Raw genomic sequence first — 25754 nt, forward strand, 5'->3', positions numbered from 1 at the left:
CCTTGCCGTTCCTCATTTCACCCCCTTCTTATAGGGGCCCTTTGCCCCAAGACAATGCGATGAGGAGGAACAATGCCCGAATTGCCCGAGGTCGAGACGGTTCGTCGCGGGTTGGTCCCGGCCATGGAAGGCCATCGGATCGAGCGCGCCGAAGTCAATCGGCCCGACCTGCGCTGGCCCCTGCCCGAGCGGATGGCGGAGCGGTTGCAAGGTGCCCGCATCGACCGACTGCGGCGACGGTCGAAATACATCCTCGCCGATCTCGACAGCGGGGAGAGCCTGCTGATCCATCTGGGCATGTCCGGGCGGATGCTGGTGTCGGGCGTGACGCTCGGCGAATTTCACCTCGATCATCCGGCGCCTGCCAAGCACGATCACGTTGTTTTGCACATGTCCGGCGGCGGGCGCGTGACCTTCAACGACGCGCGCCGTTTCGGGGCGATGGATCTGGTGCTGACCGAGCGCGAGCAGGCCCATTGGCTGCTGGCGGGGCTGGGCCCCGAACCCTTCGGCAACGACTTCCACGAAGACTATCTGATCGAGGCGCTCAAACGCCGCGCAACCCCGATCAAATCGGCGCTGCTCGATCAGCATGTCGTGGCGGGTCTGGGCAACATCTATGTCTGTGAAGTGCTGCACCGGGCAGGTATCGATCCGCGCCGTCAGGCCAAGCGGATTTCGAACCTGCGGCTCGCCTCGCTCGTGCCGATTATCCGCGAGGTGCTGACCGACGCGATCTCGGCCGGCGGCTCGTCCCTGCGCGACCATCGTCAGGCGGATGGGGAGCTGGGGTATTTCCAGCACAGCTTCCATGTCTACGACCGCGAGGACACGCCCTGCACCACCTGCGCCACCCCGATCCGGCGCATCGTTCAGTCGGGACGATCGACCTTTTTCTGCCCGTCTTGCCAGAAATGACGCAGCGCCCTCGCGTCATAAGACGCTTGATCTGATTTGATGCTCTGCTAGGAGTCCCGTTCAGAGACAAGGAAAGGCAAGACCGAATGGCCTACCAGACCCTGATCGTCGAGATCGAGGATTACGTTGCCCTGATCCGGCTCAACCGCCCCGACGCACTGAACGCCCTGAACTCCCAATTGCTGGGGGAACTGGCCGAGGCGCTGAAATCGGCGGAAGAGAATGACAAGGTGCGTTGCATCGTCATCACCGGTTCGGAAAAGGCCTTCGCGGCTGGCGCAGACATCAAGGAAATGTCGGAAAAGAGCTTCGTGGACATGTTCACGAGCGACTTCTTCGGCAAGGAAGCGGATGCCATCAACCGCATCCGCAAACCGATCATCGCGGCAGTCGCGGGCTACGCGCTCGGCGGCGGTTGCGAACTGGCAATGATGTGCGATTTCATCATCTGCGCGGAGAACGCCAAGTTCGGCCAGCCCGAGATCAATCTCGGCGTGATTGCCGGGATCGGCGGCACCCAGCGCCTGACGCGCTTCGTGGGCAAGTCCAAGGCGATGGACATGCACCTCACGGGCCGTTTCATGGATGCGGGCGAGGCGGAACGGTCGGGGCTCGTCAGCCGGGTCGTTCCGAACGCCAAGCTGATCCCAGAGACGATGGCCGCGGCGCAGAAGATCGCCGAGAAGTCGATGCTCGCGACCCGCGCGGCGAAAGAAGCGGTCAACCGCTCCTACGAGACGACGATGAACGAGGGCATCCTGTTCGAGCGTCGTCTGTTCCACGGGCTGTTTGCGACCGATGACCAGAAAGAGGGCATGGCCGCCTTCCTCGAAAAGCGCGAGCCGCAGTTCCGCGACAAGTGAGCCCTTTCGGGCCACCAACGCGACAGCAGATGGCGGGGCTTCGGCCCCGCTTTTCATTATTCCCTTTCCCTTTCACGCATTTTGGCTTATGAGGCCGCCTCACATGCGCGTGGAGCCCGCTTAGGCTAGAATCATCTAGGTTCGCTGGAGCCCGGGGTCTGTCGTGCGATTGAAAGATTTGAACAGACCCGGAAAGTGGGAAGATACACATGGCCAACACGCCCCAGTCCAAGAAACGCGCCCGTCAGAACGAGCGCCGCCAAGACGTCAACAAAGCACGCCGTTCGCGCATCCGTACCTTCATCCGCAAAGTCGAAGAAGCAATCGCTTCGGGCGACTACGAAGCGGCGACCAACGCCCTGCGCGCTGCCCAGCCCGAACTGGCTCGTGGCGTCACCAAAGGCGTTCTGCACAAGAATACCGCATCGCGCAAAGTTTCGCGCCTCGCTTCGCGCGTGAAGGCTCTCAACGCCTGATCTGCGTCCTGAGCCCATCCGGCTCGGGAATATGCTGGATTCCTTACGAAAAACGCGTCCGCCTATCTGGTGGGCGCGCTTTTTTCTGAACAATCAATGCGTTGACACGAAACTGTTGCAGTTTTGCGCAGCCCTCTAAGATTCGTTTCGGGGAATCTCCCGTCAAGCGCAAAGGTCGGTTGCCTGCTGGCTCAACCCCTTGCTAGCTTCTACCTGCGATTCACGTGGCCTTGGGGGACATGACGCATTTATCTGGCCGTCGAGGGCAAATAAGTCTGCCACGACAAATGAAAAAGCCTGGCGGCGACCAGCGAAATGCGATTCCGATTCTCGAGGGGGTATAACCCCTCACTTTCGGCAAATCTGCCTGAAACCGGGTGTTAATCCCGGCGGGTAGGTCGTGTCTGTTTTGTGATTGAAACCGGCCTGTCAGCCGGACTTTCCGCAATGCCAAGGGACAAAGACGCACCTGATTTGTGTTTGGCGATGGGCGGAAAAATGACGGACGACACTTGGGGGCAGGTTTGCAATGAGCTTCAAAAAGCGGTTGGGCAAAACAACTACACGACCTGGATCGCTCCGCTCGAGCTGATCGACCTCGAGGACGGCATCGCCTCGTTCCAAGCACCGACGAAATTCATGTGCGACTGGGTCTCGCGCAACTTCGCGGAACCGATCCTGAGCGAATTGCGCCGGGCCGGTGTCTCCGCCGAGCGCGTCAACATCTCGGTCCCGTCGCGCCGCCCCATGAACGGCTCTGCGAATGGCGCCACGCGTCCGACGGTTCCGGCCCCTGCCCCGGCCGCTCCTGTCGCCAAGCCGCGCAAGACCCCGCGCCCCGACGAGCCGCTTCCCGGCGCGCCGCTGGATTCGCGCTTCACCTTCGACAGCTTCGTCGTCGGCAAGCCGAACGAGCTGGCCCATGCCGCCGCCAAGCGCGTCGCCGAAGGCGGCCCCGTCACCTTCAACCCGCTGTTCCTCTATGGCGGCGTCGGCCTTGGTAAGACGCACCTCATGCACGCCATCGCCCATGACCTGCAGCATCAGCGCCCCGATCTTCGTGTGCTCTACCTCTCGGCCGAGCAATTCATGTATCGCTTCGTGCAGGCGCTGCGCGAAAAGCAGATCATGGACTTCAAAGAGATGTTCCGCTCGATCGACGTTCTCATGGTCGATGACGTGCAGTTCATCGCCGGCAAGGATTCCACGCAGGAAGAGTTCTTCCACACGTTCAACGCGCTGGTCGATCAGGGCAAACAGATCGTCATCTCGGCAGATCGTGCGCCCGGTGAGATCAAGGACCTCGAAGAGCGCATCAAGTCGCGCCTGTCCTGCGGCCTCGTCGTCGACCTGCACCCGACCGATTACGAACTGCGCCTTGGTATTCTGCAGACCAAGACCGAAGCCTATAAGAGCGAGTATCCCGATCTGAAGATCGCCCCCGGCGTTCTGGAATTCGTGGCGCACCGGATCACGTCGAACGTGCGTATCCTCGAAGGCGCGCTGACCCGCCTCTTCGCCTATGGCTCGCTGATCGGGCGCGAGATCACGATGGATCTGGCCCAGGAATGCCTCAAGGACCAGCTGCGCCAATCCGAGCGCAAGGTCACTGTCGAGGAAATCCAGCGCAAGGTGGCGGAACATTACAACGTCCGCCTCTCGGATCTCGTGGGCCCCAAACGCCTGCGTGCCATCGCACGGCCGCGTCAGGTCGCGATGTTCCTCGCGAAATCGCTGACCACCCGTTCGCTTCCCGATATCGGGCGCCGCTTCGGTGGGCGCGATCACACCACGATCATGCATGGCATCCGCAAGATCGAAGAGCTGCGCGGCACGGATTCGCAGCTCGCCGAAGATATCGAGTTGCTCCGCCGCCTCCTTGAAAGCTGATCTGGCCCGCCGGGCTTGACGCTCCGGGCAAAGCGGCCGAAGGTCTGCGAAAACCGTTGTGCCGGCGGCGCGAGGTGCTACCTTGCCAGCCCCGGAAAGTCGTGAGGGATCGACATGAAATTCAGCATCGAACGCGCCGCTCTGCTCAAGGCCGTCTCGCAAGCGCAATCCGTTGTGGAACGCCGCAACACGATCCCGATCCTTGCAAACGTCCTGATCGAAGCCGAAGGCGACACCGTCCAGTTCCGCGCGACCGACCTCGATATCGAGGTGGTCGACAAAGCGCCCGCACAGGTCGAACAGGCCGGGGCCACGACCGTCTCGGCGGTCATGCTGCATGAAATCGTGCGCAAATTGCCCGATGGCGCGCTGGTCTCGATCTCGGACGATCCGACCGCCGGACGTCTGAACGTGCAGGCCGGCCGGTCGAGCTTCAACCTCGCCACGCTGCCGAAGGAAGACTTCCCGGTGATGGCCTCCTCGGAATACACCGCGAATTTCACGGCCAAGGCCGGGGTGCTCAAGCGCCTGTTCGACAAGTCGAAATTCGCGATCTCGACCGAAGAGACCCGCTATTACCTCAACGGCGTCTATATGCATATCGCGACCGGCGAAGACGGTCAGGTGCTGCGCTGCGTCGCAACCGACGGTCACCGTCTGGCGCGCATCGATTCCGGCCTGCCGGACGGCGCCTCGGGCATGCCCGGCGTGATCGTGCCGCGCAAAACGGTGAACGAGCTGCGCAAGCTGCTGGAAGATGACGATCAGGAAATCGCCGTGTCGGTCTCGGAAACCAAGGTCCGTTTCGCGACCCCGGTGATCACGCTGACCTCGAAGGTCATCGACGGCACCTTCCCCGATTACACCCGCGTCATCCCGACCGGGAACACCCGCCAGCTCGAAGTCGACGCCTCCGAATTCGCGAAAGCGGTGGACCGTGTGGCCACCGTCTCGTCGGAGCGTTCGCGCGCGGTGAAACTGGCGCTCGACGCGGACAAGCTGGTGCTGTCGGTCAACGCGCCCGATGCCGGTGCTGCGGAAGAAGAGTTGGTCGTGGCCTATGCCGACGAGCCGCTGGAGATCGGTTTCAACGCGAAATATCTGCTCGAAATCGCGAGCCAGGTCGATCGCGAGAATGCCGTCTTCCTGTTCAACTCCTCGGGCGATCCGACCCTGATGCGCGAAGGTGGCGACACCTCGGCGGTCTATGTGGTCATGCCGATGCGCGTGTGACGCCTGACGGACGCCTCCGGCGGGGATATTTTTACCAACACGAAGAGGCGCGATGCTGCGTGAGCTGAAGATATTGCAGTTCCGCTCGCATCGCCGTGCCGAGATTGCGCTCGATGGGCGGCCCGTGGCGATCTACGGGCCGAACGGCGCGGGCAAGACGAATATCCTCGAGGCGGTCTCGCTGCTCTCGCCCGGGCGCGGGCTGCGCCGGGCGCAGGCCGACGAGTTGATGCGCCGCGCCGAGGCTGTGGGCTGGAAGCTGCGCGCCGTCACCGACACCCATGAAATCGAGACCTCCGCCCTGCCCGGCGAGTCGCGCCGGGTCGAGATCGACGGTAAGGCCGCGCCGCAGGTGGCACTGGCGCAGATTCTGCGCGTGCTGTGGCTGGTGCCCTCAATGGACCGGCTCTGGATCGAAGGGGCGGAGGGGCGCAGGCGGTTTCTCGATCGGATGGTGATGAGCTTCACCCCCGCCCATGCCGAGGTGACGCTCGCCTATGAAAAGGCGATGCGCGAGCGTAACCGACTGCTGAAAGACATGGTCCGCGATCCGAACTGGTATCACGCGCTGGAGGCGCAGATGGCCGAAGCCGGTGCTGCGATCCGGGCGAACCGGGCCGAAGCGCTGACGCGGATCATGCAGGCGCAGGCCGATGCGGCGACGGCGTTTCCGGCAGCGCATCTGGTCCTCGAGGATGAGGGCCCCGAGGATCTGGCTGCAGCGCTCGACTCCAATCGTCCCCGCGACATGGCGGCAGGGCGCACGCTGGAGGGGCCGCACCGGGCCGATCTGCTGGCCACTTACGTCGAGAAGGATGCGCCCGCCGCGCAATGCTCCACCGGCGAGCAGAAAGCGCTGCTGATCTCGCTGATCCTCGCCAATGCCCGCGCGCTTGCGGGCGAGGATGTGGTGCTTCTGCTCGACGAGGTCGCGGCCCATCTGGACTCCGGCCGGCGCGCGGCGCTTTATGACGAAATCTGCGCGATGGGCGCGCAGGTGATGATGACCGGGACCGGCGCGGAGCTGTTCGAGGCGCTCGGGGACCGCGGTCAATATCTTGAAGTGATCGAGGGGCCGCAGGGCTCCGAGGTGAGGGAGGCAACGCCATGAGCTATCCGCAGCAACGCGTGACACTGATCACGCTGGGCGTCGCCGATCTCGATCAGTCCAAGGCCTTCTATGCCGCCCTCGGCTGGGAACCCCATTCTGCGCAGAAAGACGTCGCCTTCTACCAGTTGCACGGGATGGCCTTGGGTCTGTTCTCGCTGCCTGCGCTGGCTGCCGATCAGGGCCGCCCCCGCGCAAGGCTGGGGACCGGAGCGATGACGCTGGCGCAGAATTTCGACAGCCCCGAGGCGGTGGATGCCGCCTTCGCCGCCGCGCTCAAAGCGGGCGCCACCGAATTGAAAGCCCCGGAAAAGACCTTCTGGGGCGGCTATTCGGGCTATTACGCCGATCCCGACCACCATGTCTGGGAACTCGCCCATAACCCCTTCTGGCCGCTGGCCGACGACGGAAGCCTGACCCTCCCATGACCCTTACACTCTCGCAGATCGCGCTCTATTCCGGAGCGCTGCTCGTTCTCTTCCTCACCCCCGGGCCGGTCTGGCTCGCCCTTCTCGCCCGCGCCATGTCGGGCGGGTTTGCCGCCGCCTGGCCGCTCGCCTTCGGGGTCACCGTTGGCGATATGATCTGGCCCGCGCTCGCCATTCTCGGCGTGTCGTGGCTGGTCGGCGAATTCAGCTGGTTCCTCGAAGCCCTGCGCTGGGTCGCGGTCGCGATGTTCGTCGGAATGGGCGCGTTGCTGATCCGCCATGCCGATCACCAGATCAGCTCCGACAGCCGCCTGACGCGCCCCGGCATGTGGGCGGGCTTCGTCGCCGGACTCATCGTGATCATCGGCAATCCCAAGGCGATCCTGTTCTACATGGGCATCCTGCCGGGCTTCTTCCCGATCGCCACGATGACATGGGTCGACATCGCCACGGTCAGCCTGATTTCGGCCATCGTGCCGCTGACCGGCAACCTGATCCTCGCCGCCTTCGTCGACCGCATCCGCAACTTCGTGCAAAGCCGCGGCAAGCTCGCAAAGCTGAACCGGATCGCGGGCGGGCTGATGATCCTTGTAGGCCTTCTTATCGCCGTGACGTGACCCCCTAAATCTTGTGTCTGACACGTGACATTCCTCTGCCCAGCCGATATAAAACCGGCAACAGATAAAGGACGGGCAGGCATGACCGACGACACCCCGAAGAAGAACGCATACGGCGCCGATTCCATCAAGGTTCTCAAAGGCTTGGAAGCCGTGAGAAAACGGCCCGGCATGTATATCGGCGATACCGATGACGGCTCGGGCCTGCACCACATGGTCTATGAGGTCGTCGATAACGGGATCGACGAGGCTCTCGCGGGTCACGCCGACTACGTCGCCGTGAAAATTCACGCGGATTCTTCGGTCTCCGTGCGCGATAACGGGCGCGGGATTCCGGTCGATATCCACGCCGAGGAAGGCGTCTCCGCAGCCGAGGTCATCATGACCCAGCTGCACGCTGGCGGGAAGTTCAACAACACCGACGATGACGGCAACGCCTATAAGGTGTCGGGCGGTCTGCACGGCGTGGGCGTCTCGGTGGTGAACGCGCTGTCGGATTGGCTGGAACTGACGGTCTGGCGTGACGGCAAGATCCACAAGGCGCGCTTCGAGCATGGCGAATGCGTCGAGCATGTGCATGTTGTGGGCGAGGCCCCGAACGAGAGCGGCACCGAGGTGCGCTTCCTCGCGTCGAGCAAGGAAGACGATCCCGAAGGCACCTTCTCGAACCGCGAGTTCGTCTTCGCCACGCTGGAAAAGCGTCTGCGCGAACTGGCCTTCCTGAACTCCGGCGTCCGTGTCATCATCGAAGACGAGCGACCCGCCGAGCCGATCAAGACCGAGCTGCACTACGAAGGCGGCGTTCGGGAATTTGTGAAATATCTGGATCGCTCGAAAAACGCCGTGATGGAGGACCCGATCTACATGGTCGGCGAGGTCCGCGGCATCGGCGTCGAATGCGCGATGTGGTGGAACGACAGCTACCATGAAACCGTGCTGCCCTTCACCAACAACATCCCGCAGCGCGACGGCGGCACGCATATGGCGGGCCTGCGTGGCGCGCTGACCCGCACGATCACGAAATACGCGCAGGAGAGCGGTATCGCCAAGCGCGAGAAAGTCGACTTCACCGGTGACGACGCGCGCGAAGGCCTGACCTGCGTGCTCTCGGTGAAAGTGCCCGATCCGAAATTCTCCAGCCAAACCAAAGACAAGCTGGTCTCCTCCGAGGTCCGCCCGGCGGTCGAGAACCTCGTGAACGAGAAGCTCGCCGAATGGTTCGAGGAAAACCCGAACGAGGCCAAGCAAATCGTCGGCAAGATCATCGAGGCCGCACTGGCGCGTGAGGCTGCCCGCAAGGCGCGCGAACTGACGCGCCGCAAGACGGTGATGGATGTGGCCTCCCTGCCCGGCAAGCTCGCCGACTGTCAGGAGAAAGATCCGTCGCTGTCGGAAGTCTTCCTCGTCGAGGGCGACTCCGCAGGCGGTTCGGCCAAACAGGGCCGCGAGCGTAAGAACCAGGCGGTGCTGCCGCTGCGCGGTAAGATCCTCAACGTCGAGCGCGCGCGTTTCGACCGGATGCTCAGCTCGGATCAGATCGGCACGCTGATCACCGCGCTCGGCACCGGCATCGGCCGCGACGAGTTCAACATCGACAAGCTGCGCTACCACAAGATCGTCATCATGACCGATGCGGATGTCGACGGTGCGCACATCCGGACGCTGCTGCTGACTTTCTTCTTCCGCCAGATGCCCGAGATCATCGAGCATGGTTACCTCTACATCGCGCAGCCGCCGCTCTACAAAGTCGCGCGCGGCAAGTCCGAGGTTTACCTTAAGGACCAGACCGCGCTGGAGGATTACCTGATCGACATGGGTGTCGAAGGCGCCATTCTGCGGCTCAACACCGGCGAGGAAATCTCCGGTCAGGATCTCAAGCGCGTCGTCGAAGAGGCGCGCCTGATCAAGCGCATCCTCGCGACCTTCCCGACCCATTATCCGCATCACATCCTCGAGCAGGCGGCGATCGCAGGCGCGATGGTGCCGGGCAAGATCGACGGCGATGCGCAGGGCGTCGCGAACTCGGTGGCCGAACGTCTCGACCTCGTCGCGCTGGAATACGAGCGCGGCTGGCAGGGCCGTCCGACGCAGGATCACGGCATCCGCCTCGCCCGCGTTCTGCGCGGCGTGGAAGAGGTCCGCACGCTCGACGGCGCTGTGCTGCGCTCGGGCGAGGCACGTCGTCTGGGCAGCCAGACCGAACAGCTGCAGGAGGTCTATGACCGCCCGGCGAAACTGGTGCGCAAAGAGCGTGAAATCCTCATTCACGGTCCGCTGGAACTGCTCGACGCGATCCTCAAGGAAGGCGAAAAGGGCCTGAGCCTGCAGCGCTACAAGGGTCTGGGCGAGATGAACCCCGAGCAACTTTGGGAAACCACGCTCGACCCGTCTGCGCGCACGCTCTTGCAGGTCCGCATCGAAGACGTGGCCGAGGCCGAGGATATCTTCTCGAAGCTGATGGGCGACGTCGTCGAACCGCGCCGCGAATTCATCCAGCAAAACGCCCTGACGGTGGAAAACCTCGACTTCTGAGGCTCTGTAGGTTTGCGCAAAGCTTTGCATTCCACCCAAAGGTTTGCGCGATTTGCGCATAAGTTTGCGCGGTCGCAAAAAACGCTGTGAAGCGTCAGTCGGAATTTTTTCGATGTTTCCGGTTGGCGGTCGGAGAATTTTTCCTCCCGGCATAGCCCAAAGCTCAAGCGGCAGAGCTCGCGTCGATTCCGGTCGTTCATCAAGCGTGATGGGGACGCTGTCACATTGTTGGCCCCGGAAGTTTGTCGCTATTCGCCCCAGAGCCGACTTCCACTCAAGGCTCTTCGAAGGGCCGCTTGCAGAATTTCCCCGTTGAACACCGCCGTTTCAGCCGGGCCGGCGAGCACGTACAGAGACACAAATCCGTCATCTCGCACAAGGTTCAAGGTTTACGAGTATCACCTGATTTGCTTTTGTCTCCTAAAGACGGCTGAGGAAATCTGCTTTGAATGAAGTATTTGCATCCCCGGAAGAAGTTTGGGAAGGCGATAGACTGGGTTATGGAGAGATAGGCCATGCCTTCACTAGGGTCAGGACCCATTGATTTCAGCAGAAGGGCATGATTCACCGCACGAAAACAGAGCGGTGACATGTCTGATCTATTCTGGCTGAGCGATGCGCAGATGGCGCGTCTGGTGAGCTACTCCCCATCTCTTGGACAGGATCTGACGTAAATTAAGCTACTCGTTGCACCTGCTGACCGGGTTGGTTGATATCATTTCTCTGCCAATACACCAGCGCCGGTGGCTTGCCGCCGAGGGCTGAGTGAGGGCGCTGGTGGTTGTAGAAGGTCATCCATTTCCGGATGGCCGCCTTCGTCTCCGATCCTGTCTCCCAAGCGTGCAGGTAGACGCACTCGTATTTCAGGGTGCGCCACAGCCTCTCGATGAAGATGTTGTCCAGGAAGCGGCCTTTCCCATCCATCGATATGCGCACGCCGGATCGACGCAGCGTGTCCGTCCAGGCGAAGGACGTGAACTGAGACCCTTGATCGGTATTCATGATCTCGGGCGGGCCGAACTTGTGGACGGCTTCGTTCAGCGCTTCGACGCAGAAGTCGGCCTCCAGCGTGTTCGAGATCCGCCAGGCCAAGACCTTTCGCGTGTGCCAGTCCATGATCGCAACGAGGTATAGAAATCCGCGCCTCATGGGCAGGTAGGTGATATCCGAGCACCAGACTTGGTTCGGGCGATCCACTCGCAGACCTCGCAGCAGGTAGGGATAGGTCTTGTGGCCCTTTGCGGGCCTGCTGGTGTTGGGCTTCTGGTAAATCGGCATCAGCCCCATCAGGCGCATCAGTCGCCGTATCCGCTTCTCGTTCACCAAGTGTCCGTCGTTACGCAGATGCCAGGTCATTTGCCGGACGCCGAAGAACGGGGTCTCCAGGAACTGCTCGTCGATCCGTCGCATCAGGCCGAGGTTCTGTTCGGTCTCGCCCTTGGGGGTGTAGTAGAAAGACGAGCGCGCGATCGACAGCAGCTTGCACTGCTGGCCGATCGACAGGTCCGGGTGGTGAGGCTCGATCATGCCGCGCCTCACTTCCCGCCCCAGGGCTTCAGCTTTCGTTCCAAAAAAGAGTTGGCCACCGCCAGCTCCCCGATCTTGGCGTGGAGCTCCTTCACCTGCTCCTCGTCGATCTCGGGCTTCTTGCGGCCCCCGCGCTCGAACACGCCGGACGCGCCTTCGAGCAGGGCCCGCTTCCATTGATGGATCATCGTCGGATGCACCCCGAACCGGCTCGCCAGTTCGGCCGCTGTCTCTTCACCCTTCAGGGCTTCCAGCGCGACCTTTGCCTTGAACTCGGGCGCGTGCTGCTTGCGTTTCGACATCTCTGATCTCCTTCTCGTCGAAGATCAGCAGACTGCAAATCGTAGCTTATGTCAGTGTCCGAATTTCAGGGGGTAGCTCACTTGACCTGCCAGATCATGCTGCACAATGCCGCTGATGGCCGGTTTGGGAAGCTGCGCCGCGGCAAGGCCAAACCTGACGAAGGTCGGGATTGGGCCGAGAGCGCAATTCTCCAGCCCCGACCCAGCGTCAAACTGGACAGAGCAATCGAAAACGGTGTCCATGCAGGGCGAAGGAGACCAACGTGACCAAACCAAGTAAGGCTGAAATCATATACCTCGTGAGCGAACGCGCAAAAAATCGGATAAAGGGTAGCGTGCGGCTAGAGATGCCGGGCACTGCGACGCTCTATGTGGACGAAACTGGAGCAACTGAGAGTGATCAGGCCGCTGACATAACTCTGACGGCGGACGCTAGCGTGTTCTACGACATAGCAATGGGAGTAAAGAATCCCGCAAAGGCGTTTATGATGCGCCAGCTAAAAGTTGACGGGAATCCTATGAAAGCGCTCAAAATTGGAGAAATCCTGAGCACGACGAAGTAGGTTTCTTGACTGCATACGGCCCGGTTTCGTCGCGGGTTTGATGTATTCCTCAAGCGAGGCGAGGTGTTGCTGGGAAACGCGCCGATGCTCGGTCGATAAAACCGCCGCCACTTACAGCGCGATCAGCGGCAGCGAGTTCAAATCAATTTGGATCATGCGCGAGCGGCGAATGTCCGTTTGGGCGGGCCGCACTGCAACGGGCACTCGGCAGGATGAATGACCGCAAAGGGCCGAAACCGACGAGTCAGGTGGTTCGGGCAGAGAGCCGACGATCGCTGCGTCTTGGATGAACGGCAGCTATGCGCAGGACGCGGACATGGCTGAAGGAACACTTTTACGCCGCCCGTAGCAGGAGCATCCCGCCGCTACCGTGGCCGACTATTGCTCCGCCGTTGACAAGGCCCAGATGCGCGCGATGATCGCCGCCCAGGACAATACCGCCGACACGCTGACCGAGCTGATCCAAACCCCGCGCAGCCTGCGGCAGGAGGAAATCACCGAGGAGATCGTGGAACTTGCCACCGCAAGCCTGCCGGTTCGGTAATCGAGGAGGAGCCGATGTCGGAGACAATCGAAGAGGAAAGCGCCAAGCCCCAGCCCGCCGATGACGTGGCGCGCGAGGTCGATCTGCCGTGGTGCCAGCCCAAGCCCGGCCACGAGGATGTCCGCGCCCCCGATCTGATCCGCGAGATCATGGCGCATCCGAACTACCTGCAGGCCGATGAGGATATCGATTTCCTCAACCGCGACGACATGCGCGGCCCGCGCCTGCAGCTCGATTACCAGAAGGCCGAGACGCTGCTGCGCGAACAGGGTATCGCCCATTCCATCGTGGTCTTCGGCGGCACCCGCATCCCCGAGCCGCAGGCCGCGCGCGAAAAGCTGGCCGAGCTGGAAGCGCGCAGCGCCGCTGATCCGAGCAATGACGATCTGACCCGCCGCATCGAGATCGCGAAGCGCGTCGTCGCGAAAAGCGCCTATTACGACGTCGCCCGCGCCTTCGGCCGGATCGTCGGCGCACGCGAGGGCACGCATGGCAACCGGCTGGTGATTGTCACCGGCGGCGGGCCGGGGATGATGGAGGCCGCCAATCGCGGCGCCCATGATGCGGGTGCGCGCACGGTGGGGCTCAATATCACGCTCCCGCACGAGCAATTCCCCAACCCCTACATCACGCCCGGCCTGTGTTTCCGCTTCCGCTATTTCGCCCTGCGCAAGCTGCACTTCCTGATGCGCGCGCGGGCGCTGGTGGTGTTTCCGGGCGGCTATGGCACGCTCGACGAGCTGTTCGAGACGCTCACGCTGATCCAGACCCGCAAGATCCGCCCACTGCCGGTGATCTTGGTCGGGCGTGAGTATTGGAGCCGGGTCTTCGATCCGGAATTCCTTGTGGAGGAAGGGGTGATCGACCCCGAGGACCGCGACCTGTTCTGGTATGCCGAAACTGCCGAAGAGATCTGGGAGGATATCGGGCGTTGGTATGCGCAGTTCGGGCGCGACATCGACGAACCAATGGGAGGAGAGGATGAAGATTTCATTTCACGGTGCCGCGCATGAGGTGACGGGGTCCTGCCATCTCGTCGAATGCGCGGGGCGCAAGATCCTGATCGATTGCGGCATGTTCCAGGGCCGCTCGGAACTGACCGAGGACAATGCCGCGAAATTCGGCTTCGAGCCCTCCGAGATCGACATGGTGCTGCTGACCCATGCCCATCTCGATCACTGCGGGCGGCTGCCGCTTCTGGTCAAGCGCGGCTTCAAGGGCGAGATCATCACGACCTCGGCCACGCGCGATCTGGCGCGACTGGTGATGCTCGACGCGGCGCATCTGCAAGAGGAAGAGGCGCGCCATCATCACCGCCATGGGCGGCGCGGCGGGTCGCGTGAGGCGCTTTACGACACGATGGATGCGCTCGACGCGGTCGATCGGTTCGGGCGCAACGCCACCTATCGCAAGACGCTCTCGCTCTTCGACGGGATCGAGGCGACCTTTTTCGACGCGGGCCATATCCTCGGCTCGGCTTCGATCCGGCTTGACCTGACCGAGCATGGCCGCACCCGAAAGGTTCTGTTCTCGGGCGATCTGGGCCCCGACAATCGCCCGCTTCTCAACGATGCCGACCCGCCCGAGGATGCGGATGTCGTGGTGATGGAAACCACCTATGGCGAGCGCGACCATCGCGGGCTCGAGGCCTCGATCTCGGAATTCCTCGCCGCGATCCGCGCGACCACGGGGCGGGGTGGCAATGTCATCATCCCGACCTTCGCGCTGGAGCGCGCGCAGGAGTTGCTGTGGTTCCTGCGCGAGGGGATGGCCTCGGGCGAGATCGAGAAAACGCTGCGGGTGTTCCTCGACTCCCCGATGGCGATCTCCGCGACCCGGATCTTCGCGCGCCATGACGAGGCGCTGCGCCCGGAACTGGCCAAGATCATTCGCAAGGGGCACGATCCGTTCCAGTTGCCCGAGCTGCATTTCACCCGCGAGACGCAGGACTCGATCGCGCTCAACGAGATCCGCTCGGGGGCGGTGATCATGGCGGGCTCGGGGATGTGCACGGGCGGGCGGGTGCGCCATCACCTGCGCCACCACCTCGCGCGGCAAGAAAGCGCTGTGATCTTCGTGGGCTATGCCGCCGAAGGGACGCTGGCGCGGATCATCGTGGACGGGGCGAAGCACGTGAAGCTTTTCGGCGAGGAAATCCCGGTGCGCGCGCAGATCCACACGATCAACGGCTTCTCCGCCCATGCCGATCAGAGCGATCTGAAACGCTGGCTGGCCCGCACCCGCCACCCGGAAAAGATCTTCCTCGTGCATGGCGAGAAAAAGTCGATGGAGGCTTTCGCGAAAGGGCTCGATCCGGCGAAGGTCGTGATGCCCGAGCTGCATCAGAGCTTCGAGCTCTAGCCGCGCTTCACAGCCCCGGCAGGTCGATCGCGACGGCCGCGTGATCGCTTGCATGGGGGCGGTGGCGGCCGATGCCGGGCAGGTGCTCGCCGGCGTAGCGGGCGGCCTCGGTGCCCAGACCCTTGCGCAGGATGCGCGGCACCGCATCGGGATAGCGCGCGGCGAGCGCGGGCGAGGCGAGCAGCACATCGGGGCAATGGTAGCGCCCCGAATGCGGATCGTAATAGGTCCAGCGCTCGGGGCGCGGCATCCGCGCCATCAGATTCACGCTGAACCCGTGTTCAAGCGGCGCCGTCGCGCGGGGCAGCGGCAGCTCGGGGTCGTCGGGCTCGTTCAGATCGCCAAGGATCAGCCAGAGCGCTTCGGCCGGATCGTCGAAGTGCCGCTCGATCAGCGCCCGCGTCGCCAGTGCCTCAAGGTGCCGGGTGCGCCAGGCGGCGGCCTCGTCGGGGTAGGGCGATTTGAAATGCGTCACGAACAGCGTCAGTGCGCCCACTTCGACCATCAGGCAATCGCGCCGGAAGACCGGCATCTCGGGGTCGACGCCCTCGGGCAACTCCAGCCCCAGATCGCCCGGCGTCAGCGCGGCATGGCTGCGCACCGCTCCCAGCGCGCGGCGCGACAGCACCGCCAAATCGAGCCCGCGCCCGTCATTGCCCGGCAGGCAGACCCGCTCGGGATAGGGCCGCGTGCCGGTGGGCAGCAGGTAGCGCGCGTGGAAATGCTCCAGCGTCGCGAGGTCGAACACCTCCTGCAACGCGACCAGATCGGCGTCGATCCCGGCGAGCAGTTCCGCCGTCAGCCGCCGGTCGATCGGATCGAGGCGCGGGTCTTCGGGGTCGTCGCTGTCCCAAGCCCCATGCAGCCGCCCCAGCTCCCGGTTCGGCAGCAGGCGCATGTTTTGGGTGTTGAGGCTCGCGATCCGCATCTTGGCATCAGCATCGCATGGGCGGGGCGGTTTGGAACAGCGCGAATGCGTCCTGTGATCCTCCCCCAATGAAGTGGTCCGCCGGTATGTTTGGGAAAACGGAGGATCAGAATGGCTGCGAAGCGACACAAGCCGGAAGAGATTGTCACGAAGCTGCGGCAAGCCATATCGGATCTGACGCTGGACAAGTTGATCCTGGCGGAGGCCGCAAAGGGAACCGAAGGTCCGTGTCAGCGAGACTACTGAACCCCGCTCGTCGTCGTGCCTGTGTCGACCATGTTCGCAACGAGTTGGGCATCTCGGAACGTCGGGCTTGCCGAGTGCGACACCAGCATCGCTCGACGCAGTGCAGACCACCGAGGGGTCACGCTGTTGAAGAGTGCCTGGTCGCTGACATGATCGAGCTTGCTCGCCAGTTTGGTCGCTACGGCTATCGTCGGATCGCGGCTCTGCTGAGAGATGCGGGCTGGGAGGTCAACGACATGTTGCGCTCGAGGCGTGCGGTCCGACGACATTATTATGCCGAGAACAGGAAACCTGACCCACGCGCGGCATGACACTCCTGCCGCGCGTGCCGTTTGGATCAATCGGCCAGCCTGATCGGCCCGCGTTCGGGATAGAGGTCGCCGGGACCGGGGTTTGCCTCGGGGCTGCGTCCGCCGAGATGCGTCATGATCCCCCACACCGCATTGAGCGACGTCTGCACCGCACCTTCGACCCAGGCGGGGGTCCAGCTCACACCGTCCCCGGCGAGGAAAACGCCCTTCTGGCTTGCGGCCATGCCTTGCTGCATGAAGTGGCCGTAGATGCGGTGGTTGTAGCGATAGTGACCCGGCAGGGCGCCCTTGAAGGCCCCGAGGAAGTTTTCGTCCGCCTCCCAGCTCACGCAGATCGGCTGGCCGCGGATATGCGAGGCAATGTCGACGCCGGGGTAGATTTTTCCCAGCGCCTGCAGCGACAGCTCGACCCGGCGCTCCGCACTGAGCGGCAGCACCTTGAGCGCATCGCTCATCCAAGCGTAGCTGAGACAGATCACACCAGGCCGGTCGGGTCCGTTATCGAAGAAATAGGTGCCCCGAGTCAGCCGGTCGGTGAGCGTCATCGACATCAGCGGCTCGCCGGTTTCCGGGTCGATGTCGTTCCAGAACGGCCGGTCGGTCATGACGAAGGTTTTCGCGGCCTGCATGTAGCGGGTCCGGTCGAGCGCCATCCACATCTTCTGATCGAACAGATCCTCTTCGGTCTCGATCGCCGTCGTCAGCAGGTGCGTCTGGCAGGTCGCGAGGACCGCGGCATAGTCGTCCTCGTTGCCCCATTGGTCCCTAAGCCGGATCATCTCGCCTGCGCGGCTCAGGGCGGTCGCCCGGCTGCGCGTCGCACCGCCATGCAGGCTCGCGAGCGTCGTGCCCTCAGGCCAATGCGCGCAGGCAGGCGCCGCGTTCCAGAGACGATGCAGGACAGCCTCCACCCCGCCCACGATGTAGCGCTGATCGTCGTCGAGCCCGAGCAGGTTCACCCGCAGGATCTCCAGCATCGAGTTCGGGAAATCCGAATCCCAACCGCCGGTGCCGAAGCCGACCTGACCGAAAATCTCCCGGTGCGAGAAATCGAGCTTCTGGAACGCGTCGGAATGGGCCACGAAATCGTAGAAGGTGCGCTCGTCCCAGTCTTGGACAAGCGGATCCCAGATCGCCTTGATGGCCTCCACATCCTTGGCACGCACCGCGGCTTGCAGATCGGGGAAAGCCGCCTGACAGCGCAGTGCCTCATCGTAGGCCTCTGCGATCTGATGGTATTGCTCGGGCAGGTCTTCGAGGCTGCGGGCGAAATGCCGTTGACCTTCGAGTTCGATGACAGTCGACCCGGCGGCGGGGGTCAGCGGGTTCGGAAAGGGCAGGCTCTCGCATCCGACAAGATCGACATAGTGATAAAACCCGCGCGAGGAGACGGGGAAGCGCATCCCGCCAAGCTCCGCCACGACCCCATCCGTTCCTTCGAAGCTCTGCGAGCGCAACCGCCCGCCGAACTGAGAGGACTCGTAAACCACCGGCCGCAGCCCGAGCTTCATCAATTCGTAGGCTGCGATCACCCCGGCCGCTCCGGCCCCGATGATGGCGACTGGCGCGCCAAGCATGTCTTTGGGAATCGTGCCGAGACCCGCAGAGTGACTGATCCAGTCCTCGTAGGAGAAGGGGAAATCCGGTCCAAAGGCTGTCAATTGCTGCATGGCTGTCTCCTGCTCCGCCAGTCGTCACCGCGCCGCGATGGATGCGGTAGAGAAGACCTCTACGAGAATATCAGGGTCTGCAAGCAGGCATTCCGCCGACGCCTTGGCGAGGACGTCTCGAGATTGAGCTGCAACATCCTGCGACAGGTCGCCCGCGGTCAGCCTTGAGAGACAGGCATGCCATTGTGGATCGCGACGTGGCTCGTGTGTGGTCCCTGACGCCTTTCGATCAAAGGTTTCCTCCCGCACGGAAGGTCATGGTCACTCAGCAAACGGGTCATTGCGGCGACCGCGCGCCGTGGGGCTGTTCAGGTTGACCCTCGCGTCCGCGCTTGACCTGCGTCAATTCTGCATGCTCCCGAAAATGTTACCACTCATAGCCAGTAGGAGCGGCAGATCACCCTGCCAGAGCCGAGCCCCGCGCCGCCCGGCGCTTTCCGGAGGACGAGAAATGAAGTCGTTTTCACAGAAGTTGCAAATGACACTCTTCTTGTTGCTTTTCGCGACGGTTGGTTGGAGGGAAGCCGAGGCTGGCGACCCAACCTATCTCCAAGGAGAGAACATCTTCATCGAAACCGGTGTTGAAGCTCCGGATCGGGCTCCGACCTGGTATGCACCGATGGCAGCTCAGCCTTACGCCCCAGTTTTTGAGATGCTCGCCACGCGGGGAACGCAGGGGCGCTATTATCCCTATACCTATCCGGTGAGCCTGAAGGACATGATCCGCTTCCACGGCCACGATTGCGAGGGAACGATCCACGCGGCGGCAAGTGCGCGAGTGGCGTTCGATATCCTGTTCCCAGATGGCATAATCGATCGCAGCGTTCTCTGGGGGATTTCCGGGACGTCGCCCTGCTGGTCGGATGCGGTTGCATTCCTGACGGGCGCGCGGATGCAATACGGCAACCTCGGTTTCTTCAACGACGCGCGATACTCACACGCGATCATCCTCTACCGCGAAGACACGGAGGTTGCAGTTCTCGCCACATGGAAAAACGGCATCAACAACATTCCCGGGGAGCCGGTGATGCTGCCGGAGGCGATTGACTGGACGCCCGCTGTCGATCCCGAAAGCGTCATGGCGTTGAAGGCCGACGTGAAGGCTGCCGGAGGAACCCCGACCCCCTATCAGGTGGATCGTCTGCGCTTCCTGCAGTGGAAGCATGTGAACGATATTCTGTCCCGCCCTCTTGCAGACAGCTATCAAGCGCAAGTGTTGGAAGATTTCGAATGGGGGGAGTGGATCAACCCCGCGAAAGTGGTTGGCGAACCGCATGGCCGTAGTGACACGCGTCTCAAGAACTACCCCTTCCGAGCCAGCCCGATCTCGGGCCCAGACAGCGCGCCGAATTAAGCGAGCAGCGAGTGCCGCTGACTTCGAGCCTATCCGTTGGGACTGTATCGAGGGGAGAGCGAAATATGCAGCAAACCGCCGGTCTGCATAGTTGCGAGACTGAAGGCTCAAGAACAGCGACACTCACGCGTGGAGGTATCTATGGGATTTCGAACCGTTCTGTTTTCGATAGCTGCAGTGACGTGTCTGCTCGGCAACGAAGCGGCGGCCCAGCAAGTCAGACTTGAGACAAAGCTGGGGCTCTCCGTGGTGACCGTCGAAAAATGCGGCAAAGCGAAGGTCAATCCTATCAAGCAATTCGGTAGCTTTCGTAGATCAGAAAGTAACTGTCTTATTGCGGGCGAGGGTTGGGATATCGGGATTCAGCTGACGGAAGGCATCGCGCCCATCACCTCGGTTCCCACATTCCGATCCCTGTCGATTGCTGAAGTTGGCGGCCTCACAGATAGTCAGCTGCAGGAACTTCTTTCTAACTGGCTCAAATCGAATTTGAGCGAACGCCAGAGAACTGCAAATTGGTCTACTGCAAGGGCAAAGCTGCAAAATATCTTCAAAGGCTCTCTCAGTAGAGGGCCCTACGTCTGCGCGCGGTACACACATGTTTCGAAACATTCCCAATACGCGCTCAAGGCGGAAGCAATTGGAATGAGATGCGCCCGTTTGTCAAAAAGCGGCAAAGCTATCGAAGAAGTCGCAATTCAAGCGACTGCATTTGTTTCGACCACATCGACCCCACCCAAAATTTTCCAGAGAACGGCAGAAGAAGCGATTAAATCGATGCGGTACAAGAAATAAACGCATCCGTTTTCTGGAAGACAGAAGCGACAGCGTGGTGGCAGCTTATTCACGGAGTCTCAGGCCATACTGGCGACGATCCTCGGTGCTGCAAAATCGAGGAAGGCGCGGAGCTTCTGGGGGATCAAGACGCGCGGCTCATATAGAAGGTGGACCGGCCAGGGGGGCGGCTCGAACGCCTGCAAAAGCGGCACGAGCTTCCCAGCCTTGATCGCCGCGGCGGCTTGGTAAGACAGAACGCGTGTGAACCCCAGCCCGTCGATGGCGGCATCGATCGCCGCTTCGGCCGTATTGACGATCAGGCGCGAGCGCATCGGCATCACTTTCTGCGGCCGCTCGGATCCGAACTGCCAGTTCGATGGCGACATGAGGCTTTCGAAGGTAATGGCATCCAGCTTCGCCAGATCTTCAGGCTTCTCGGGCATTTGGTGTTTCTCGAGATAGGAGGGGCTGGCGCAGACGATACGGCGCACCTCGCCGGTTTTGCGCGCAATGAACACACTGTCCGATAGCGGGCCGATGCGCACCGCCAGATCGAGATGTTCCTCGTGCAGATTGACCGGACGGTCCGTCAGCTCCATCCGTATGTCCACATCTGGGAAGGCTCTCAGGAACGCGCTCACCGCGGGCAGGACGTGCATCCGGCCAAAGACGATGGGGGCGGTCATTGTCAGCGTTCCCCGCGGCGCAGCAAATTCACCGCGGGCGTTGCGCTCTGCTTCCGCCACTTCTTCGAGGATCCTGCGGCAGGCCATGAGATAGGTCTGGCCGGTATCCGTCAGTTTCAGCCCCCGGGGAGACCGCAGCAACAGCTCGGCCCCGAGCTTATCCTCCAGTTCGGAAATCCGGCGGCTGACCGTGGCGATCGGCATCCCCAACGCTCGGGCGCCGGCGGTCAGGCTGCCTTCGTCCACGACGCGCACGAAAAGGGACATGGTCTCTAGGCGGTCGGTCAAGCTCTTTCCAATTTTTGAGAGACTACATCTCGAATATACAATCTACTCCCGATTTATAGAAAGCCCTAACTCTGCCTCACACAGCAAGCAGAGGAGCTTTCACATGTCCCGCATCACCTACCCCGCCACTATCGAGAGCGCGCCCGCGGCGTCGCAACCGCTGTTGCAAGCCGTCGAGAAGCAGCTGGGCACCGTCCCCAACCTGTTCCGTCTCGCCAGCGTCAGCCCGGCCGCGCTCGAAGGGTATCTCGGTCTTTCCGGCGCCCTGGGCAAAGGCCGCCTGCCGGCGGCGACCCGCGAACGCGTCGCCCTGGCCGTGGCGCAAGCGAACGGCTGCAACTACTGCCTTTCGGCCCACACCTATCTCGGCAAGAACCTCGCCAAGCTCGACGACGCCGAGATCGCCGCGAACCGGGGCGGGCGTTCGAACGACGCCAAGGCCGACGCCGCCGTGCGGTTCGCGGTCAAGGTCGTCGAAGCGCGTGGTCGCGTCGCGGGCGAAGATCTTCGTGATATTCGCGACGCCGGCTACGACGACGGCCAGATCATCGAGATCGTGCAGCACGTCGCCCTGAATGTCTGGACCAACTACCTCAACGAACTCGCCCAGACCGAGATCGACTTCCCCATGGTCGATGCCGGCGCTCTCGCCGCATGACCCCGGAGCGGCGGCCGGGTCTTGTCCCCCTTTCCCGGCCGTCCGCCTCCGATCCCTGCCCTCGGCCGCAAAGGACGCACCGATGATCCGCCCCCCGCTTCCCCCATTCACCGAAGACAGCGCTCATGAAAAGGTCCGCCTGGCCGAGGACGGCTGGAATTCCCGCGATCCGGCCAAGGTGGCGCTGGCCTATACGCCCGACAGCCGCTGGCGCAACCGCGTCGAATTCCCGGTGGGTCGCGCCGAAATCGAGGCCTTCCTGACCCGCAAATGGGCCCGCGAGCTGGAGTATCGGCTGGTCAAGGAGCTCTGGGCCTTTGCGGGCAACCGGATCGCCGTGCGCTACGCCTATGAATACCACGACGACAGCGGGCAATGGTTCCGGGCCTATGGAAACGAGAACTGGGAGTTCGCCAAGGACGGTTTGATGGCGCACCGTCACGCGAGCATCAACGAACACCCGATCGGCGCCGAGGAGCGCAGGCTTCATTGGCCATTGGGCCGGCGACCTGACGCTCACCCGGGCCTGTCTGATCTTGGTCTCTGAGCCATGACGGACAGTCCCATGCCCTGTTCCGACCAGATATTCCACGCCGGTGAACGCGCGGTGCAGGATCGCGTCGGTGTTCCGGCAAACTGGCGTCAACGCGCCGCCCGCGCCATCCGGGCGGAGATGTCCGCGCAGCAGCAGGCCTTCTTCGAAAGCCTTCCGGTGCTGTTTGTCGGGTTGCGGGATATGCAGGGCCGACCTTGGGCCACGGTCTGCCCGCTCCCGACGGGCGCACAGGCAACGCGTACCCGGCTGACGGCCCGCACGCGCCCGCTGCTTTCGCAATCGCTCGGCCTGGATCTGCGGCCGGGCAGCAAGGCGGCGGTGCTTGGGCTGGACTTCGCGACCCGGCGGCGCAACCGCATGAATGGCGCGGTTACTGCCGCAGCGGAGGATGTTCTGTCGATCGCGGTCGAGCAAAGCTACGGCAACTGTCCGAAATACATCCGGACGCGCGATATCCGGACGCCCCCCGCGCCGTTCCCGCCCGCCGAGGGCCAGCGCGTCGCAATCGGCGACGCAGCAGCACAGCGACTCCTCTCTTCGGCGGACACGTTCTTCATCGCGACCTATGCGGAAGGTGGTGCAGATGTCTCCCACCGCGGCGGTTTGCCTGGCGTCCTCCGCCAGAATGCGGACGGCTCGCTTTCCTTTCCGGATTATGCCGGCAATCGATACTTCAACACGCTCGGCAACATTGAGGTTTGCGGCCGCGCCGGATTGTTCATTCCTGATTTCGCCACTGGCGAAGCAATCATGCTGACCGGCAGGGCCAGAATCGACTGGTCCTCCGCCCGGGCTGCTGAGTTCGAGTGGGCTGAGCGCGTTGTGGACATATACGCCGACGACGTCTGGTATGTCCGTGATGCGTTGCCTCGTGGCACCCCCGCAATGGAATGAGGGGCGCAGGGGCCTGGTCCCCCGCTGCCCCGCCGCGCGATGACCGTGGGCGCGGAATTGAGATACCTGACATATCTTGTGTTCGGCTGCTGTCAGAGGTCTCGCGCCCCAGTGTTGCGAGTCCGGTTCGAGCCCACTACGGACATCGCATCCTGTTGCGAAGGTTGGAGCGTCATCAATCTTGGCCTAACTTGGCCGAGTGGGCCGGAATACCGCGAGGGCATCAGTGCTTCAGTCCGACGACATCGCTTCTCTCCTGCGCGAGAACCGGCAGCGATGGGAGCTTCTTGAGTTGGTTGAATCGCTCAATCTGCGTCAGGGAAGCATCGGTGCGGGCTTTGTCCGAAACTTCGTGTGGGACGCCCTTCACGGTCGGGCTTCGGATTGCAAAGATGAGGACATAGACGTTCTCTACTTCGACGATAAAGACCTCGATCCAGCGTCGGACGAAGCTTTTGAGCATTGGCTTCAGCAAGCAGCGCCGGGGTATCAATGGTCGGTAAAAAACCAGGCGAGAATGCACCTTCGAAACGGAGATTCACCGTATCGTTCAGTGGCAGATGCAATGCGCTACTGGCCAGAAACGGCGACGGCAGTCGCGGCCCAAAGGTCAGGGTCAGATTGTCGGATCCTTGCACCCTTCACGCTCAACGACCTCTGTTCACTGATTTTGCGCCCAACATCGAGCCTGCCACATAAACGCGAAGCCTTCCGGAGCAGAGTTCAGAGCAAAGGTTGGCTGGAGCGATGGCCACTGGTGCGGGTAGTAGAGATGTCCGCTCCGGGCCGTTCAGCCATTCCTCAAGCCGCCATGAAGTTCTAAGGTCGGACCTGTCGGACGAGCGGTCTTCACCGAAATGCACGAAGGTTTTTCCATGGCCATCAAACCCATGCTGCACCCGCGCAATCAACACCGGGAGGGGTATGACTTCGAACGTCTGATCTTGCAGTCACCAGAGCTGGAAGCATTCACGATAAGAAATCCGCGCGGTCGGATGTCGATCGATTTTTCGGACGTGGACGCGGTCCGGATGCTCAACCGGGCGCTCTTGCTGACGCATTACGACATCGATTTCTGGGATATTCCCCCAGCATACCTCTGCCCCCCGATTCCCGGACGCGTCGATTACATCCACTATCTTGCGGATCTGCTGGCCGAGAGTAACGGCCAAGAGATTCCGCGTGGGCCCGACATTCAGGTGTTGGACATCGGGACCGGCGCCAGCCTCGTGTACCCTCTGACGGGGCAGCGTGAATATGGCTGGAGTTTCACCGGTGTCGATATCGATCCGGTCTCGATCGAATCCGCGCAGCAGATTTGCCAGCGCAACGGGTTGAACATCGGTCTCATACGCCAGACCAACCCCGAGGATATCTTCGAAGGCGTGATCGGGCCTCGTGACCTCTTTCACGTCACCATGTGCAATCCGCCGTTTCATGCGTCTCGCGAACAGGCGAACAAAGGCACCCAGCGCAAGTGGCGGAACTTGGGAAAGGGCCATTCGAAGAAGCTCAATTTCGGAGGCCAGAACGCCGAACTTTGGTGCCCAGGTGGCGAGATCGGCTTCATCGCCAGAATGATCGAGCAGAGCATGGACTTCGCCGATCAATGCCTGTGGTTTACCTCTCTGGTGTCCAAGAAGGACAATCTGCAGCCACTCTCCAGACTGCTCCGGAAAGCGCGGGTGGCCGAGTTCAAGGTCGTCGAAATGGGACAAGGGCAGAAGACGAGCCGGTTCATAGCCTGGACCTATTATCCCGAAGCGCAGCGATCCCTATAGGCGGATCGGGGTCGTCGACAGGACTGAGGCCTAACGCCTTCCCCCGATGCGCGCTGGCTGGTGCGCGCTGCCGTGCGGCTCGAAACAACGCGGCCCGTGGTCGCTGAGGGCCGATTTCTCTAAATGAAGGGTGGCGCGGCGAGCATCCGATCGGCGCTGCTCAACGCAATTTGACATCGATGACATTTCTGATTATGACATCGATGTCTTTTGGGAGTCGCGGAGTATTTTCCGCGTTGGAGG

24 protein-coding genes and 1 pseudogene are annotated in these 25754 nt (G+C 62.2%); 21 read left to right on the forward strand and 4 right to left on the reverse strand.

Features of this window, described 5'->3' with window-relative positions; genetic code table 11:
• The first annotated feature begins 72 nt into the window (after window positions 1-72).
• From mutM to gyrB, 9 genes are all read left to right on the forward strand, one after another.
• Window positions 73-918, forward strand: coding sequence for a bifunctional DNA-formamidopyrimidine glycosylase/DNA-(apurinic or apyrimidinic site) lyase (mutM, locus tag AC2TZ7_RS02095; protein WP_489865723.1), 846 nt, complete (start codon window positions 73-75; stop codon window positions 916-918).
• Between the two features lie 86 nt (window positions 919-1004).
• Window positions 1005-1781, forward strand: coding sequence for an enoyl-CoA hydratase (locus tag AC2TZ7_RS02100; RefSeq protein ID WP_075776776.1), 777 nt, complete (start codon window positions 1005-1007; stop codon window positions 1779-1781).
• A gap of 209 nt (window positions 1782-1990) precedes the next feature.
• Complete coding sequence (rpsT, locus tag AC2TZ7_RS02105) at window positions 1991-2257, forward strand: 30S ribosomal protein S20 (protein ID WP_075776775.1); 267 nt, start codon at window positions 1991-1993, stop codon at window positions 2255-2257.
• 498 nt (window positions 2258-2755) lie between these two features.
• Window positions 2756-4147 (forward strand): chromosomal replication initiator protein DnaA, encoded by a 1392-nt coding sequence (gene dnaA / locus AC2TZ7_RS02110; RefSeq protein WP_078521686.1) that lies wholly within the window; start codon window positions 2756-2758, stop codon window positions 4145-4147.
• Window positions 4148-4261: 114 nt separating this feature from the next.
• A complete protein-coding gene (dnaN, locus tag AC2TZ7_RS02115) occupies window positions 4262-5380 on the forward strand; it encodes a DNA polymerase III subunit beta (RefSeq protein ID WP_098412231.1) in 1119 nt (372 codons plus the stop codon).
• 52 nt (window positions 5381-5432) lie between these two features.
• On the forward strand, window positions 5433-6491 hold the full coding sequence (gene recF, locus AC2TZ7_RS02120; protein ID WP_489865724.1) for a DNA replication/repair protein RecF: 1059 nt from the start codon (window positions 5433-5435) through the stop codon (window positions 6489-6491).
• Window positions 6488-6916: a VOC family protein gene (locus AC2TZ7_RS02125; protein WP_489865725.1), complete on the forward strand. Its 429-nt coding sequence runs from the start codon at window positions 6488-6490 to the stop codon at window positions 6914-6916. Before recF ends, AC2TZ7_RS02125 begins: the two co-directional genes overlap by 4 nt.
• Window positions 6913-7533 carry a LysE family translocator gene (locus AC2TZ7_RS02130; RefSeq protein WP_489865726.1) on the forward strand — a complete coding sequence of 207 codons (621 nt, stop codon included), beginning with the start codon at window positions 6913-6915 and terminating at the stop codon, window positions 7531-7533. The genes AC2TZ7_RS02125 and AC2TZ7_RS02130 overlap by 4 nt, the downstream gene beginning before the upstream one ends.
• Window positions 7534-7614: 81 nt before the next feature.
• Window positions 7615-10065 carry a DNA topoisomerase (ATP-hydrolyzing) subunit B gene (gene gyrB / locus AC2TZ7_RS02135; RefSeq protein WP_489865727.1) on the forward strand — a complete coding sequence of 817 codons (2451 nt, stop codon included), beginning with the start codon at window positions 7615-7617 and terminating at the stop codon, window positions 10063-10065.
• 675 nt (window positions 10066-10740) lie between these two features.
• Here the strand turns inward: gyrB and AC2TZ7_RS02140 are convergent.
• A protein-coding gene (locus AC2TZ7_RS02140; RefSeq protein ID WP_489864349.1) for an IS3 family transposase occupies window positions 10741-11894 on the reverse strand; the annotation gives its coding sequence in 2 pieces (ribosomal slippage) (window positions 10741-11642 and window positions 11642-11894; 1155 coding nt in all).
• Window positions 11895-12157: 263 nt separating this feature from the next.
• On the opposite strand from AC2TZ7_RS02140, the gene AC2TZ7_RS02145 reads away from it, so the two are divergent.
• The 4 genes from AC2TZ7_RS02145 to AC2TZ7_RS02160 all read left to right on the forward strand — a co-directional run bounded on the left by AC2TZ7_RS02145 (window position 12158) and on the right by AC2TZ7_RS02160 (window position 15362).
• Complete coding sequence (locus tag AC2TZ7_RS02145) at window positions 12158-12457, forward strand: SCP2 sterol-binding domain-containing protein (RefSeq protein WP_489865728.1); 300 nt, start codon at window positions 12158-12160, stop codon at window positions 12455-12457.
• A gap of 370 nt (window positions 12458-12827) precedes the next feature.
• Window positions 12828-13001, forward strand: a complete 174-nt coding sequence (locus AC2TZ7_RS02150; RefSeq protein WP_489865729.1) for a hypothetical protein — start codon at window positions 12828-12830, stop codon at window positions 12999-13001.
• Window positions 13002-13015: 14 nt separating this feature from the next.
• Window positions 13016-14014: an LOG family protein gene (locus tag AC2TZ7_RS02155; protein ID WP_489865730.1), complete on the forward strand. Its 999-nt coding sequence runs from the start codon at window positions 13016-13018 to the stop codon at window positions 14012-14014.
• Window positions 13983-15362: an MBL fold metallo-hydrolase RNA specificity domain-containing protein gene (locus AC2TZ7_RS02160; protein ID WP_489865731.1), complete on the forward strand. Its 1380-nt coding sequence runs from the start codon at window positions 13983-13985 to the stop codon at window positions 15360-15362. Before AC2TZ7_RS02155 ends, AC2TZ7_RS02160 begins: the two co-directional genes overlap by 32 nt.
• 7 nt (window positions 15363-15369) lie before the next feature.
• On the opposite strand, the gene AC2TZ7_RS02165 is transcribed toward AC2TZ7_RS02160, so the two are convergent.
• A complete protein-coding gene (locus AC2TZ7_RS02165; protein ID WP_489865732.1) occupies window positions 15370-16290 on the reverse strand; it encodes an endonuclease/exonuclease/phosphatase family protein in 921 nt (306 codons plus the stop codon).
• A 150-nt stretch (window positions 16291-16440) separates the two neighbouring features.
• Between AC2TZ7_RS02165 and AC2TZ7_RS02170 the strand changes: the two are divergent.
• Window positions 16441-16802 (forward strand): annotated as a pseudogene (locus AC2TZ7_RS02170) (IS3 family transposase); the annotation flags it as partial.
• Between the two features lie 71 nt (window positions 16803-16873).
• On the opposite strand, the gene AC2TZ7_RS02175 reads toward AC2TZ7_RS02170, so the two are convergent.
• Complete coding sequence (locus AC2TZ7_RS02175; protein ID WP_489865733.1) at window positions 16874-18517, reverse strand: flavin monoamine oxidase family protein; 1644 nt, start codon at window positions 18515-18517, stop codon at window positions 16874-16876.
• 451 nt (window positions 18518-18968) lie between these two features.
• On the opposite strand from AC2TZ7_RS02175, the gene AC2TZ7_RS02180 reads away from it, so the two are divergent.
• Both AC2TZ7_RS02180 and AC2TZ7_RS02185 read left to right on the forward strand, forming a co-directional pair.
• On the forward strand, window positions 18969-19871 hold the full coding sequence (locus tag AC2TZ7_RS02180; RefSeq protein WP_489865734.1) for a formylmethanofuran dehydrogenase subunit E family protein: 903 nt from the start codon (window positions 18969-18971) through the stop codon (window positions 19869-19871).
• A 141-nt stretch (window positions 19872-20012) separates the two neighbouring features.
• Window positions 20013-20666: a hypothetical protein gene (locus tag AC2TZ7_RS02185; RefSeq protein WP_489865735.1), complete on the forward strand. Its 654-nt coding sequence runs from the start codon at window positions 20013-20015 to the stop codon at window positions 20664-20666.
• Between the two features lie 59 nt (window positions 20667-20725).
• On the opposite strand, the gene AC2TZ7_RS02190 is transcribed toward AC2TZ7_RS02185, so the two are convergent.
• The gene (locus AC2TZ7_RS02190; protein WP_489865736.1) at window positions 20726-21601 is read right to left on the reverse strand and encodes a LysR family transcriptional regulator; all 876 of its coding nucleotides are present in this window, start codon (window positions 21599-21601) and stop codon (window positions 20726-20728) included.
• Between the two features lie 124 nt (window positions 21602-21725).
• Here AC2TZ7_RS02190 and AC2TZ7_RS02195 point away from each other — a divergent pair, with 124 nt between their 5' ends.
• The 5 genes from AC2TZ7_RS02195 (at window position 21726) to rlmF (ending at window position 25511) form a co-directional block, all read left to right on the forward strand.
• Window positions 21726-22280, forward strand: coding sequence for a carboxymuconolactone decarboxylase family protein (locus tag AC2TZ7_RS02195; protein ID WP_489865737.1), 555 nt, complete (start codon window positions 21726-21728; stop codon window positions 22278-22280).
• A gap of 82 nt (window positions 22281-22362) precedes the next feature.
• Window positions 22363-22827, forward strand: a complete 465-nt coding sequence (locus AC2TZ7_RS02200; RefSeq protein WP_489865738.1) for a nuclear transport factor 2 family protein — start codon at window positions 22363-22365, stop codon at window positions 22825-22827.
• Window positions 22828-22845: 18 nt separating this feature from the next.
• Complete coding sequence (locus tag AC2TZ7_RS02205) at window positions 22846-23730, forward strand: pyridoxamine 5'-phosphate oxidase family protein (RefSeq protein WP_489865739.1); 885 nt, start codon at window positions 22846-22848, stop codon at window positions 23728-23730.
• A gap of 226 nt (window positions 23731-23956) precedes the next feature.
• On the forward strand, window positions 23957-24553 hold the full coding sequence (locus AC2TZ7_RS02210) for a nucleotidyltransferase family protein (RefSeq protein ID WP_489865740.1): 597 nt from the start codon (window positions 23957-23959) through the stop codon (window positions 24551-24553).
• Window positions 24554-24605: 52 nt separating this feature from the next.
• Window positions 24606-25511 carry a 23S rRNA (adenine(1618)-N(6))-methyltransferase RlmF gene (rlmF, locus tag AC2TZ7_RS02215; RefSeq protein ID WP_489865741.1) on the forward strand — a complete coding sequence of 302 codons (906 nt, stop codon included), beginning with the start codon at window positions 24606-24608 and terminating at the stop codon, window positions 25509-25511.
• Window positions 25512-25754 lie beyond the last annotated feature (243 nt).

This window comes from Thioclava sp. ISO4 (assembly GCF_058105145.1).

Coding starts and splice junctions, on each gene's coding strand:
- AC2TZ7_RS02175 (WP_489865733.1), bottom strand. CDS start 18,517: ATGCAGCAATTGACAGCCTTTGGACCGGATTTCCCCTTCTCCTACGAG.
- AC2TZ7_RS02190 (WP_489865736.1), bottom strand. CDS start 21,601: ATGTCCCTTTTCGTGCGCGTCGTGGACGAAGGCAGCCTGACCGCCGGC.
- AC2TZ7_RS02180 (WP_489865734.1), top strand. CDS start 18,969: ATGAAGTCGTTTTCACAGAAGTTGCAAATGACACTCTTCTTGTTGCTT.
- AC2TZ7_RS02125 (WP_489865725.1), top strand. CDS start 6,488: ATGAGCTATCCGCAGCAACGCGTGACACTGATCACGCTGGGCGTCGCC.
- AC2TZ7_RS02165 (WP_489865732.1), bottom strand. CDS start 16,290: ATGCGGATCGCGAGCCTCAACACCCAAAACATGCGCCTGCTGCCGAAC.
- AC2TZ7_RS02160 (WP_489865731.1), top strand. CDS start 13,983: ATGAAGATTTCATTTCACGGTGCCGCGCATGAGGTGACGGGGTCCTGC.
- AC2TZ7_RS02130 (WP_489865726.1), top strand. CDS start 6,913: ATGACCCTTACACTCTCGCAGATCGCGCTCTATTCCGGAGCGCTGCTC.
- rpsT (WP_075776775.1), top strand. CDS start 1,991: ATGGCCAACACGCCCCAGTCCAAGAAACGCGCCCGTCAGAACGAGCGC.
- AC2TZ7_RS02195 (WP_489865737.1), top strand. CDS start 21,726: ATGTCCCGCATCACCTACCCCGCCACTATCGAGAGCGCGCCCGCGGCG.
- gyrB (WP_489865727.1), top strand. CDS start 7,615: ATGACCGACGACACCCCGAAGAAGAACGCATACGGCGCCGATTCCATC.
- dnaN (WP_098412231.1), top strand. CDS start 4,262: ATGAAATTCAGCATCGAACGCGCCGCTCTGCTCAAGGCCGTCTCGCAA.
- AC2TZ7_RS02100 (WP_075776776.1), top strand. CDS start 1,005: ATGGCCTACCAGACCCTGATCGTCGAGATCGAGGATTACGTTGCCCTG.
- AC2TZ7_RS02185 (WP_489865735.1), top strand. CDS start 20,013: ATGGGATTTCGAACCGTTCTGTTTTCGATAGCTGCAGTGACGTGTCTG.
- AC2TZ7_RS02200 (WP_489865738.1), top strand. CDS start 22,363: ATGATCCGCCCCCCGCTTCCCCCATTCACCGAAGACAGCGCTCATGAA.
- mutM (WP_489865723.1), top strand. CDS start 73: ATGCCCGAATTGCCCGAGGTCGAGACGGTTCGTCGCGGGTTGGTCCCG.
- AC2TZ7_RS02205 (WP_489865739.1), top strand. CDS start 22,846: ATGCCCTGTTCCGACCAGATATTCCACGCCGGTGAACGCGCGGTGCAG.
- dnaA (WP_078521686.1), top strand. CDS start 2,756: ATGACGGACGACACTTGGGGGCAGGTTTGCAATGAGCTTCAAAAAGCG.
- rlmF (WP_489865741.1), top strand. CDS start 24,606: ATGGCCATCAAACCCATGCTGCACCCGCGCAATCAACACCGGGAGGGG.
- recF (WP_489865724.1), top strand. CDS start 5,433: ATGCTGCGTGAGCTGAAGATATTGCAGTTCCGCTCGCATCGCCGTGCC.
- AC2TZ7_RS02155 (WP_489865730.1), top strand. CDS start 13,016: ATGTCGGAGACAATCGAAGAGGAAAGCGCCAAGCCCCAGCCCGCCGAT.